The sequence below is a fragment of the Nocardioides sp. NPDC057772 genome (genome assembly GCF_042798075.1).
Classification (GTDB): Bacteria; Actinomycetota; Actinomycetes; order Propionibacteriales; family Nocardioidaceae; genus Nocardioides.
Genome location: NZ_JBHVKN010000075.1, coordinates 10,869 through 22,228, shown reverse-complemented (window position 1 = coordinate 22,228; position 11,360 = coordinate 10,869). Strand labels below are relative to the sequence as shown.

13 protein-coding genes and 1 pseudogene are annotated in these 11,360 nt (G+C 70.6%); 9 read left to right on the top strand and 5 right to left on the bottom strand.

The window, feature by feature from the left end; all coding sequences use genetic code 11:
- Positions 1-90 (top strand): annotated as a pseudogene (locus ACFVJS_RS14400) (hypothetical protein); the annotation flags it as partial.
- A gap of 7 nt (positions 91-97) precedes the next feature.
- Here the strand turns inward: ACFVJS_RS14400 and ACFVJS_RS14395 are convergent.
- Positions 98-985 (bottom strand): LysR family transcriptional regulator, encoded by an 888-nt coding sequence (locus tag ACFVJS_RS14395; protein ID WP_378881208.1) that lies wholly within the window; start codon positions 983-985, stop codon positions 98-100.
- Positions 986-1,067: 82 nt separating this feature from the next.
- Here ACFVJS_RS14395 and ACFVJS_RS14390 point away from each other — a divergent pair, with 82 nt between their 5' ends.
- Positions 1,068-2,288, top strand: coding sequence for an MFS transporter (locus tag ACFVJS_RS14390; protein ID WP_378881205.1), 1,221 nt, complete (start codon positions 1,068-1,070; stop codon positions 2,286-2,288).
- A gap of 90 nt (positions 2,289-2,378) precedes the next feature.
- Positions 2,379-2,738, top strand: a complete 360-nt coding sequence (locus ACFVJS_RS14385; protein ID WP_378881203.1) for a hypothetical protein — start codon at positions 2,379-2,381, stop codon at positions 2,736-2,738.
- A gap of 5 nt (positions 2,739-2,743) precedes the next feature.
- On the opposite strand, the gene ACFVJS_RS14380 is transcribed toward ACFVJS_RS14385, so the two are convergent.
- Positions 2,744-3,643 carry a LysR family transcriptional regulator ArgP gene (locus tag ACFVJS_RS14380; RefSeq protein WP_378881200.1) on the bottom strand — a complete coding sequence of 300 codons (900 nt, stop codon included), beginning with the start codon at positions 3,641-3,643 and terminating at the stop codon, positions 2,744-2,746.
- 74 nt (positions 3,644-3,717) lie between these two features.
- Between ACFVJS_RS14380 and ACFVJS_RS14375 the strand changes: the two genes are divergently transcribed.
- The 3 genes from ACFVJS_RS14375 (at position 3,718) to ACFVJS_RS14365 (ending at position 6,241) form a co-directional block, all read left to right on the top strand.
- Positions 3,718-4,326, top strand: coding sequence for a LysE/ArgO family amino acid transporter (locus ACFVJS_RS14375; protein WP_378881197.1), 609 nt, complete (start codon positions 3,718-3,720; stop codon positions 4,324-4,326).
- A 60-nt stretch (positions 4,327-4,386) separates the two neighbouring features.
- Positions 4,387-5,328 (top strand): oxidoreductase, encoded by a 942-nt coding sequence (locus tag ACFVJS_RS14370; protein WP_378881195.1) that lies wholly within the window; start codon positions 4,387-4,389, stop codon positions 5,326-5,328.
- 70 nt (positions 5,329-5,398) lie between these two features.
- Positions 5,399-6,241, top strand: a complete 843-nt coding sequence (locus tag ACFVJS_RS14365; protein ID WP_378881193.1) for a hypothetical protein — start codon at positions 5,399-5,401, stop codon at positions 6,239-6,241.
- Here the strand turns inward: ACFVJS_RS14365 and ACFVJS_RS14360 are convergent.
- A complete protein-coding gene (locus ACFVJS_RS14360; protein ID WP_378881190.1) occupies positions 6,223-7,014 on the bottom strand; it encodes a crotonase/enoyl-CoA hydratase family protein in 792 nt (263 codons plus the stop codon). The two genes, ACFVJS_RS14365 and ACFVJS_RS14360, sit on opposite strands and share 19 nt — an antisense overlap.
- 38 nt (positions 7,015-7,052) lie before the next feature.
- Here ACFVJS_RS14360 and pgm point away from each other — a divergent pair, with 38 nt between their 5' ends.
- Positions 7,053-8,702 carry a phosphoglucomutase (alpha-D-glucose-1,6-bisphosphate-dependent) gene (gene pgm, locus ACFVJS_RS14355; protein WP_378881187.1) on the top strand — a complete coding sequence of 550 codons (1,650 nt, stop codon included), beginning with the start codon at positions 7,053-7,055 and terminating at the stop codon, positions 8,700-8,702.
- 20 nt (positions 8,703-8,722) lie between these two features.
- On the opposite strand, the gene ACFVJS_RS14350 is transcribed toward pgm, so the two are convergent.
- Positions 8,723-9,187 carry a carboxymuconolactone decarboxylase family protein gene (locus ACFVJS_RS14350; RefSeq protein ID WP_241248794.1) on the bottom strand — a complete coding sequence of 155 codons (465 nt, stop codon included), beginning with the start codon at positions 9,185-9,187 and terminating at the stop codon, positions 8,723-8,725.
- A gap of 147 nt (positions 9,188-9,334) precedes the next feature.
- Here ACFVJS_RS14350 and ACFVJS_RS14345 point away from each other — a divergent pair, with 147 nt between their 5' ends.
- Positions 9,335-10,246: a sigma-70 family RNA polymerase sigma factor gene (locus ACFVJS_RS14345; RefSeq protein ID WP_378881184.1), complete on the top strand. Its 912-nt coding sequence runs from the start codon at positions 9,335-9,337 to the stop codon at positions 10,244-10,246.
- Positions 10,247-10,251: 5 nt separating this feature from the next.
- Here the strand turns inward: ACFVJS_RS14345 and ACFVJS_RS14340 are convergent, their stop codons facing one another.
- Entirely contained in the window at positions 10,252-10,515 is a 264-nt protein-coding gene (locus ACFVJS_RS14340) for a WhiB family transcriptional regulator (protein WP_378881181.1), read from the bottom strand.
- Positions 10,516-10,717: 202 nt separating this feature from the next.
- Between ACFVJS_RS14340 and ACFVJS_RS14335 the strand changes: the two genes are divergently transcribed.
- Positions 10,718-11,314 (top strand): hypothetical protein, encoded by a 597-nt coding sequence (locus ACFVJS_RS14335; RefSeq protein ID WP_378881179.1) that lies wholly within the window; start codon positions 10,718-10,720, stop codon positions 11,312-11,314.
- The last annotated feature ends 46 nt before the right edge of the window (positions 11,315-11,360 follow it).

Sequence of the window (11,360 nt, the reverse complement as noted above, 5' to 3'; positions counted from 1 at the left end):
GAGAACCTCTACGGCCCGGACCCGGACGGCTCGGGCAGGTCCTCCGTCCTCGAAGGCGGCTTCGTCCGGGACGCCGACCGCTTCGACCCCGTGCTCTTCAACATCTCGCCGCGCGAGGCGCTGGCGATGGACCCGCAGCAGCGGCTGCTGCGGCCGCAGAGATCCGGCGGTTGCTCGCGACGGCGAGCTGGAAGGACCACTCCAAGCCGATCGGGACGGCGATGACGCCGGGGTCACCTTCGATCAACGCCCGCGGCACGACCGCGACGCCCAGACCTCGGCACACTAGGTTGCGCGCGAGCTCGAAGTTCGTGACCTCGGTGCGGACGGTCCGCGATACGCCGGCAGCGGCGAAGGCGGTGTCCACGACCGTACGGTTGCCCCATCCTGTCGGGAAGTCGACCCAGATCTCCCCGGCCAGGTCGGCGGCGGACACGGCAGCTGCCCGCGCCAGGCGGTGGCCGGGCGCGCAGATGAAGACCAGCTCGTCGCCGTGGATGCGGGTGAGGGTCAATCCGGGCAGGGAGTCCGCGGCCGTGGAGACCAGGGCGAGGTCAAGGGCTCCTGAGCGGACGTCCGCCTCGCTGGTGGCGCTGCCCGCGATGGTCTGCCGCAGCCGCACGGTGATGCCGGGGTGGCGGGCCGCGAAGCCCTGCAGAACCTCGGCGATGTCCCAGCGCCCGGTGTAGGAGAGCGTGCCGAACAGGACGGTGCCGACCACCTGGCCGCGGGCGCCGGCGACCGCCTCCCGGGCGGCCTCGATGCCGGCGAGCACGTCGCGAGCCCGTGGGAGCAGCGCCTCGCCCTCGGCGGTGAGCGCAAGGCGGTGGTAGCCGCGCTCGATCAGTGGTGCCCCCAGCCCGCGCTCGAGCTGCTTGATGGCCGCGGAGACGGCGGACTGCACAACACCGACCCGGTCCGCGCCCGCGGTGAAGCTGCCGGTCTCGGCGACGGCGACGAAGTACTCCAGCTGGTGGGGCTGCATGTGGCTCACTATCGCAGATCATGATGTGTACCTTCGACGAGATTCGTTGGAGATGATCCTGTGGTTCGGTCAGCATGGAGGCATGACGACAATCCAGGCCGCGCCCCGTAGCGTGCGGCACCACCACGTCCGCGGGTTCTGGTCGGTGGCGTTCCTGTTCGCGGTGACGATGGCCTTCGCCGCCGCGCCGGCACCGCTCTACGTCTTCTACGTCGACGAGCAGGGGTGGGGCTCGTTCGTGATCACGGTGGTGTTCGCGACGTACGGCGCGGGTGTGGCGGTCTCGCTCTTCCTCGCCGGCCACCTCTCGGACCGGTTCGGGCGGCGGCGGGTGGTGGCTCCGGCCGTGCTGCTCAACGTGCTCTCGGCGCTGATCTTCCTCTCGACCCACGAGCTGGGCTGGCTGCTGCTGGCGCGGTTGCTGTCCGGGCTCGGTGTCGGGATGCTCACCGCGACCGCGACGGCCCATCTCGCCGAGCTGCACCGACGGAGCCGGCCGGACGCGCCGGCGACCCGGGCCGAGGTGGTGGCGACGGCGGCCAACATCGGCGGACTGGGGTTGGGCCCGCTGGTCGCCGGGGCCCTGGCCGAGTGGGCGCCGCGGCCGCTCTACACGCCGTACGCGGTGTTCGCGTTCCTCATGGTGATCGGTCTGCTCGCGGTGGTCGCGGCGCCGGAGACGGTCGACACCGACCAGCCCGACTGGACCTACCGGCCGCAACGGGTGCGGGTGCCGGCCGACGCGCGCGGTGCCTACTTCGCCGCGGGCATGGCGAGCTTCGTCGCGTTCGCGATGTTCGGTTTCTTCACCTCGCTGGTGCCGTCGTTCCTCGCCGAGGAGCTGGACATGCACTCCCATCTCGTCGCCGGAGCGGTCGGGTTCTCGATCTTCGGGGCCGCAGCGCTCTTCCAGGTGGTCGCCGGCCGCTGGCCGCGCCGAAGGCTGTACGTCACCGGGCTGGTCGCCCTGACGGTCGGCCTGCTCCTCGTGGTCGGGGCCCTGCTGTCCGGCACGTTCTGGGCACTGGTCGTCGGGGCCGTCGTCACCGGGGCCGGGTCGGGGATGTCGTTCAAGGCGGCCGTCGCGACCGTGATCTCGGTGGCGCCGGCGAGCGGCCGCGGCGAGGCGCTCGCCGGCCTCTTCCTGATGGCCTACCTGGGCATCACGGTGCCCGTGGTGCTGCTCGGGATCCTGGTGCAGTACGTCGCCACCGACCCGGCGATGCTCGCCTTCGGCGCGCTCCTGCTGGTGCTGCTCGGGGTCGCTGCTCGCGGAGTGGCCGGGGCGCGGCGTACGGCCTGAACGACCGGGGGCGTGATGCGGGGGACGGTATGGGGACCTGAACCCGCTGGGTAGCGTGGCGCGCCAGCCCCCAACCTCTGGAGTTCTGTCATGACCATCGGCCTAGGGATCATCCTGCTGGTCCTCGGACTCGTCCTGCTCACCCGCGCCGTGGATCTGCCCGACGAGGTCGCCAACGCGATCGCCAGCGAGCCGCTGGGCTGGATCTTCGTCGTCACCGGCGGCCTCGCGATCGTGATCGGCGTCCTGCTGTCGGTGAACCGGTCCCAGCACACCACCGCCGTCGAGCACCGTCAGTTCGACCCCGGCCCCTACGCCGGTGGGCCCCCGGGGCCCTACCCTCCGGGCCCGCCTCCGCAGGGCCACTACCCGCCGGCCGGGCAGCCCATGCCGGGCCACGCCCCGCAGAGCCAGCACTTCGGCACCGGTTACCCCGGCGGCCGGGCCTGACCCGTTCAGAGGGGGCGCGTCGGTCGTAGCCCGGAGCGGGCGGCGCGGCGTACGGCCTCGCTCAGGTCGTCGAGAGCGATGGAGTCGAGGCGCCAGCGCTGCCAGAAGAGCTGGATGTCGATCGGCTTCGCGCCGGGGAGCGGGATCGTGGTCCTGGACGCGAGGTCGGCCTCCGCCTGTGCATCCAGCAGCATCCCCCAGCCGAGGCCGCGCCGGATCGCCTCGTGGAAGTCGTGGCTGCTCGGGACCCGGTGGACGACCGGCGGCCGGGTCGCGCGGTGCGCCGCGAGCACCTCGTCTTGGAGGTGGTCCTTCTCGTTGTAGACGATCATCGGCATCGCGCTCCAGTCGATGCCTCGACCCTTGCGGTATCGCTCGACGAGCGCCGGGGTCGCGCCGGGCGTGTAGCGCAGCCTTCCCAGCGGCTCGACCGTGCAGCCCTGGACCGGCTTCGGCTCGCTGGTGACGGCGGCGAGGACCTCGCCGCGGCGCAGCGCGTCGGCCGAGTAGCCCTGGTCCTCCACGGTGATCCGCAGTGCGGTCCGGTCCCAGGTCGCGACCTCGTCGAGCACGGGGCGGAACCAGGTCGCGAGGGTGTCCGCGTTGACCACGACCGAGAGGTCGACGACGGTGTCGTCGGTGTCCCCCGTCTTCAGGGTCGCGGCGGCCTCGGCGAGCAGCAGGCGCAGCTGTCTGCCCTGGCGGATCAGGGGCTCACCGGCCTCGGTGGGCGTGCAGGGAGTCGTACGCCGCACCAGCACCTGACCGGCCGCGCGCTCGAGCGCCCGGATCCGCTGGCTGACCGCGCTCGGGGTGATGTGGAGGCGGCGCGCGGCGGCGTCGAAGGTGCCTTCCTCGGCGATCACGACGAGGGTCTCGAGCTGGGTCGGATCGAGGGTCGGCATGTCTTAAGTGTGGCTTATCTTCGGTAAGATTCTTTCGTTGGCCTGTAGATCGCGGGAGGCTTAGCGTCGCTGACGTGATCAATGCCAGCCTCGCCGGGCTCCTCACCGGGCTCAGCCTCATCGTCGCCATCGGATCGCAGAACGCGTACGTCCTGCGGCAGGGCATCCTGCGCTCGCACGTCCTCGTCGTGGTGAGCGTGTGCGCGGTCTCCGACCTCATCCTGATCTGCGCCGGGGTCGGCGGGATGGGCGCCATCGTCTCGCGTGCGGGCTGGGTGATGGAGGTGCTGCGCTGGTTCGGGGTGGCCTTCCTCGGCTGGTACGGCATCGGCTCGTTCCGGCGGGCGTTGCGGCCCTCGGGCCTCGATGCCGCCGACGCACCCCGCGAGGCACTCCCCCGCGTGATCGCCAAGGCCGCAGCCTTCACCTGGCTCAACCCGCATGTTTACATCGACACACTTGTGCTCCACGGGTCGATCGCGGCGACGTACGGGTCGGCGCGATGGGGGTTCGCCATCGGCGGCTGCCTGGCCAGCATCATCTGGTTCGCCGGGCTCGGCTATGGCGCCCGGCTCCTCGCCCCGCTGCTCGCCAGCAGGCGCGCGTGGCAGGTGCTCGACAGCCTCATCGGCTGCACGATGCTCGCCATCGCCGGCGGACTCGCCTTCGGTGGGCTGGGCTGACAGGGCGGGGCCGACCCTCAAATGCGTCCATTGTGTGGAGTCGCCGCCTAGTGTGGCCGCATGCCGTGGACGACCTCCGACATTCCCGACCTGACCGGCAAGAACGCTGTGGTGACCGGACCGACGCTGGGCGGCATCGGCTATTTCACCGCGCGCGGCCTGGCGGCCGCAGGCGCACGGGTGATCCTGGCAGGGCGGTCTTGGGAGAAGCTCGACGCGGCCGCGGCGGCTCTGGCCGACGAGATTCCGGGGGCAAAGCTCGACCGGGTCGCTCTCGACCTCTCCTCGCTCCAGGCGGTGCGGGCCGGGGCCGAGGCGATCGCCGCGGCGACCTTCGACGGAGGTGGACCCCTCCACCTGCTGGTCAACAACGCCGGCGTGATGGCGACACCGCAGTCCCGGACCGTGGACGACCTCGACCTGCAGATGGCAACCAACCACTTCGGGCCGTTCCTGCTGACCGGGCTCCTGCTCGAGCCGCTGGCCGAGAGCGGTGACGCCCGGATCGTCACCGTGTCGAGCATGATGCACAAGATGGCCCGCAAGGCGCCGTTGGGCTTCCCGACCGTGCAGGTCGGGCGGTACTCACCCTGGACCGTCTACTCGCAGTCGAAGCTCGCCAACCTGCTCTTCACCTTCGAGCTGCAGCGGCGCCTGGAGAAGGCGGGGCTGCCGATCGCCGCGTACGCCGCCCACCCGGGGCTCGCCTCCACGCGGCTGATGGCGAACGGCACGTCCCGGAGGCTGATCGCACCGATCGCCAGCATCAGCGAGGCCGCCGTCCACGCCATGGCACAGACCCCCGAGGCCGGCGCCTGGCCTGCCCTGATGGCCGCGACCTATCCGGGGCTGGAGCCAGGGACGTACGTCGGGCCGAGCGACGCCTTCGAGGCCCGCGGTGTGCCGAAGCCGGTCACCGCGTCCCGGCTCGCGCGTGACCCGGAGGCGGCGCGGGCGCTGTGGGAGCTCTCCGAGCAGACCACGGGCATCGCCTACCCCTGACCAAAGTCTGACCTCGGTCGCTACCTCGGGCCGATGCCGTCGTGGTGCCCCGGATCCTAGATTCACCAGGGTGAGCAAGAAGGTCCAGACCTGGTCGCGGACGATCTCCGGGCACACCCACCACCTCGAGGTGACCGGCGAGATCGTCCGTAGGTTCGTGTGGACCGTCGACGGCGAGCAGGTCCTCACCAAGAAGACCGCCGACGACCGGGCCCGGCTCGAGACCGAGGACCACGGGAGCATGCTCGTGATCCACTCCGGGCTCGGCACGCCCCGCCGCGCGACCTATTTCGCCCCCGGCGAGGACCTGGCCGGGATGGCCGGCATCGGCGGCGCGGACCTCACTCCCGAACCGGGGTCACGGGCTGCTGCGTACGAACGTCGGGTGATCGAGCACCCCAGGCGCTATGCGCTCATCGAGACCCTCGGCGGCGCCGCCGGCGTGGTCGGCGGCATCGTCGCCGCGATGGTCGTCGCGTGGATCCTCGCCCGGATCTCGCTGCCCGACATCGACCTCCCGCTGCCGAACCTGCCCGACCTGCCCGACCTCCCCGACCTGCCGCTCCCCGACCTCCCCAGCATCCCGTGGCCGTCGATCCCCTGGCCGGACCTGCCCGACGTACACGTCCCAGAGTGGGTCACGTGGATCGCCGACCACCTGAAGTACATCTGGCCCGTCGTCCTCGCCTTCGTCCTCGCTCAGGGCGAGATCAAGCGCCGTCGCAAGCAGGCCGAGGCGTCAGCCGCGCAGGCCGAGGCGTCAGCCGCGCAGGCCGAGACGTCACGTACGTCGGCCGAGAAGGCAGCGGATGACGCTTCGACCGGCGCGAGTGACGCCTCGGCCGACCTAGCTGACGCCTCGGCCGACGCGGGCGACGCTTCGGCTGAGCGGGGTCAGCGGCGGGGCTTGTAGGTCGGCTTCTCGCGCTTGAAGGCGGCCTCGCGGGCGATCTTGGTGTTCTCGCCGAAGAGGAGGCGGAGCTGCTCGATGCGCTCGCGGGAGAAGGTGCGCTTGATGGGGGCGTACCAGGTGTCGTTGAAGAGGCGCTTGGCGGCGGCGAGCTGGTCCGGGGACCGCTCGGAGAGGCGGCGGGCGAAGGCGGTCGCGGTGGCGACCGGGTCGGCGGAGAGCTCGGTGACCAGGCCCAGCTCGTAGGCCCGCTCGCCGGAGAACTGCTCGGCGGTCATGGTGAGCTTCTTGGCGGTGTCGATGCCGACCACCTCCGACAGCGACCGGATGCCGGTCATGTCGGGGATGATGCCCCACTTGCCCTCGAGGACCGACCACTGCGAGTCGGGCTCGGCGATGCGGAAGTCGGCGCCGAGGGCGATCTGTACGCCGCCACCGAGGCAGTGGCCGTGGACGGCCGCGATCACCGGGACCGGCAGCCGGCGCCAGGCCCAGACCGATTCCTGGAAGAGGTTGGTGCCGCGGAAGGGCACCGGGATGAACGCACCGACGATCTTCTTCGGGTCGCGCAGGACCGAGGCGAAGTCGAGACCCGCGGTGAACGCGTCGCCCTCACCGGCGATGACCACCGCGCGCAGGTCGTGGTTCTTGCCGAGCGCCTTGGCGGTGTCGACCAGCTCCTGGAGCAGGTCGAGGGTCAGGGCGTTGAGCTTGTCAGGGCGGTTGAGACGCACCTGGGCGATGCCGTCGTTGATTTCGGTGGTGACGAGGGGCATGGGGAGAACACTACGGGGCAGTAGGCATGATGGGACACATGGCTGACCCACGCGCTGGAACGCTCGCTACGCCCGCCGACCTGGTCGACGTACCTCACCTGGTCGCCTCCTACTACAACCTGCAGCCCGACCCGGACGATCCGGCCCAGCAGGTCGTCTTCGGCACCTCGGGGCATCGCGGCTCCTCGCTCAGGTCGGCCTTCAACGAGACGCACATCCTGGCCACGACCCAGGCGATCGTCGACTACCGAGCCTCGCAGGGCATCGACGGCCCGCTGTTCATCGGGCGCGACACCCACGGCCTCTCCGAACCCGCGTGGGCGAGCGCGCTGGAGGTGCTGGTCGCCAACGACGTACGCGTCCTGGTGGACGACCGCGACGGCTACACGCCCACGCCGGCGGTCTCGCACGCGATCCTCCGCGCCAACGCGGGCCGTCTGTCGGGCTCCGGCCTCGCCGACGGGATCGTGGTGACGCCGTCGCACAACCCGCCCTCCGACGGCGGCTTCAAGTACAACCCTCCCCACGGCGGCCCTGCGGACTCCGACGCCACCAAGGTCATCGCCGCCCGTGCCAACGAGCTGATCCGGGCCGGCCTCGCCGGCGTCAAGCGCGTGCCGTTCGCGGCCGCGAGGCGGAAGGCCGAGACGTATGACTTCCTGGGCTCCTACGTCGACGACCTGCCCAACGTGGTCGACCTGGCCGCCATCCGCGACGCCGGGGTGCGGATCGCGGCGGACCCGCTGGGCGGGGCGTCGGTCGCCTACTGGGGCGAGATCGCCGAGCGGCACAAGATCGACCTCAACGTGGTCAACGAGCTGGTCGACCCGACCTGGCGGTTCATGCCGCTGGACTGGGACGGCAAGATCCGGATGGACTGCTCCTCCCCCAGCGCGATGGCCGAGCTGGTCCGCTTCCTGGAGGACACCCCGGAGTTCGACACCGCCACCGGCAACGACGCCGACGCCGACCGGCACGGCATCGTCACCCGGGACGCCGGGCTGATGAACCCCAACCACTTCCTCGCGGTCGCCATCGACCACCTCTTCGGCGGCGCACGTCCGGACTGGCCGGCGACCGCGCGGATCGGCAAGACGCTGGTCTCGTCCTCGATGATCGACCGCGTCGCCGGGGCGATCGACAAGCCTCTGGTCGAGGTGCCGGTCGGGTTTAAGTGGTTCGTGCCCGGGCTGATCGACGGCTCGTTCGGCTTCGGCGGAGAGGAGTCGGCCGGCGCCTCGTTCCTCCGCTTCGACGGCACCGTGTGGACCACCGACAAGGACGGCATCATCCTGGCGCTGCTCGCCTCCGAGATCCTGGCTCGCACCGGGAAGTCGCCGTCGGAGCGCTACGCCGAGCTGATCGCCGCACATGGGGAGCCGGCGTACGCCCGGATCGACGCCCCCGCCTCGCGGGAGGAGAAGGCGAAGCTCGCGGCCCTCTCCCCCGACGCGGTCACGGCGACGTCCCTGGCCGGTGAGAAGATCACCGCCAAGCTCACCGAGGCGCCCGGCAACGGCGCGGCCATCGGTGGACTCAAGGTGACCACCGAGTCTGCCTGGTTCGCCGCCCGCCCCTCGGGGACGGAAGACGTCTACAAGATCTACGCCGAGTCCTTCCGCGGACCCGACCACCTGGCCGAGGTGCAGGAGGAGGCCAGATCGGTCGTCTCGACCGCCCTGGCCTGATCCCGCGCGTCAGCGACAGCTCACCGCATCCAGAAGGGGTTCTCGGCGTCCTCACGCACCGTCACGTTGACCCGGTTGAAGAGGTTGTGGGTGGCGATGCAGAGAACCAGAGCGGCGGTCTGGCGCTCGTCGTAGTGCTTGGTGACCTCGCGCCAGAGCTCGTCCGGCACGGCGTCCTCGGCGTCGGCCAGACGGGTCACCGCGTCGGCGAGGGCGAGGGCCGCCTTCTCGGCCTCGTTGAAGAAGGGCGACTCGCGGTAGGCGGCGAGACCGACGATCTTCTCGATCGGGATACCGACCTCGTCGACACGGAGCGCGTGGCCCTGGAGGCAGGCCGCGCAGCCGTTGAGCGAGCTGACCCGCATCGCGATCAGCTCGGTCGTGGACTCGGGCAGGCCACCGTCCGCGACAGCGGCGAGGAGGTTGCCGATGCCCTTGTAGGCCTGCGGGATGACTTCAGCGGGGTTCTTCATTCGGTTGCTCATGCCATCCCCGACCCGTCGGGACGGACGGATGTGACGGGTCCGAGAAAGAAAAAATTCTTTCCCCGGATCGGTCACATCTGGTCTGCTTCACGTGTCGGGTCTGAGGGGCGAGAAGACCCCGGAGGCCTCGAGAACCAGGAGTGGACGATGCAGCAGGAGTGGCTGGCCGAACGTTTCGAGGCGGAGCGCCGGCACCTGTTCGGGGTGGCCTACCGGATGCTCGGGTCGACCTCCGAGGCCGAGGACGCCGTCCAGGACGCCTGGCTCCGGCTGAGCCGGACCGACGCCGACGAGATCGACAACATCGGTGGCTGGCTGACGACCGTGGTGGCACGGGTCTGCCTCAACATGCTGCGCTCGCGCAAGACCCGCGGTGAGCTGTCCCTGGACGCCGGACCGCCCGAGGACCGGCTGCCCGACCCGACGGTCGTCCTCGACGACGGCACCACCCAGGACCCGGCCGACCGCGCGATGCTCGCCGACTCGGTGAGCCTCGCCCTCCTGGTGGTGCTCGACCAGCTCTCCCCGGACGAGCGGCTCGCCTTCGTGCTCCACGATCTCTTCGCGGTGCCGTTCGACGAGATCGCGACGATGCTCGACCGCTCCTCGGACTCGACCCGCCAGCTCGCCAGCCGCGCGCGGCGCCGGGTCCGAGGACGCAGTGCTGGATCCTGGGGCCAGGACCGGGATGTCGCCGCGCAGCGCGAGGTCGTCGACGCCTTCTTCGCCGCCGCCCAGGACGGCGACCTGAACCGGCTGATCGGCGCCCTTCATCCCGACGTCGTCCTGCGCGCCGACATGGGCGCCGGCATCACCACCTACCGCGGCGCCGCGAAGGTCGCCGGCAACGCCGTCATGTACGCCCACGCCGACCGCGTCACCCACGCCGCCCTCGTCAACGGCTCCGCCGGCGTCATCGTCACCTTCCACGGCAAGCTCTACAGCGTCATGTCGTTCACCGTGGTCGACGGGCAGATCACCGAGATCGAGGCGTACGCCGCCCCCGCCCAGGTCGCGAAGCTCGCCGAGAGCCTGGGGCTGGAGTCAGCGCACGCCTAGGTGGTCTAGGCAGCCTGGCGGCGGGGGCGGCCACGGCCGCGCTTGTGACTGACCACGCGGCCACGCTCGACGATCTCGCCGCCCCAGACGCCCCACGGTTCCGAGCGCGCGAGAGCACCCGAGAGGCACTCGCGCATCACCGGACAGTCGAGGCAGCGGTCTTTGGCCACCTCGAGGGCGGCGGGGGACTCTGAGAACCACAACGCAGAGTCGTCTCCATGGCACGGCAGGCCGGCGGCGTACAAAGGCGGGATGATCTCCAAGGGCACCCCTCGAGAATCTGCGCCTGAGGTAGGCCCGCACATCGGGCAACTACCTTAGATCGCCCCTGAGGCCCTCCTATTGAGAATGACCCGTGGAGGAATCGTTTAGGACTCGTGATTCGCGTTTGCACCCCTCTTCGGCGCAAATCTCTCTACGATGCGAAATCGCCGCGACCTGACGCGGCGCATCCCCGAGAGGAGCAAACCCGTGCAGCTCGGAAAGCAGGGAATCAGCCTTGCGCTCGTCGCCGCCGGTCTGGTGATCACACCGGTCGCCGCGGTCGCCGCGAAACCGGATCCCAGCGGCATCGACCAGCTGAAGGCCGCGGCCGACCAGACCGTCACGCTCAAGAAGGAGGGCGCCACCGGCCTGATCGGCTTCGTGTCCACCAAGGGCGATCTGCTGCCCCGCGTCGCCGCCGACTCCAAGTCCGAAGCGGCCGCGAAGGCGCGTGAATACCTCGACGAGTACGCCTCGGTCTTCGGCGCCGAAGCCAACCAGCTCGACCAGTCGAAGGTCAGCACCACCCCGGCCGGCTGGACGGTCGAGTTCGAGCAGACCTACCAGGGCGTGCCGGTCTTCGGCGGCGTCCTCAAGGCCCACGTCGACAAGGCCGGCGACCTGACCTCGGTCAACGGTTTCGCCGCCCCCGACCTCGACCTGAGTACGACCCCGAAGTGGTCGAAGGAGAAGGCCAGCGCCAAGGCGCTCGAGCTGGTGAAGGCGAAGCCCCCCCCCAACCCCCCCCCCAACAAAAAAAAAAACCCCCGCCGGCGGGGGGGGAAAACCGCCCCCAAAAACTAACACCATGGGGCGGGGCCCCGCGGGGGGGGGCCTAAACCAGGGGCCC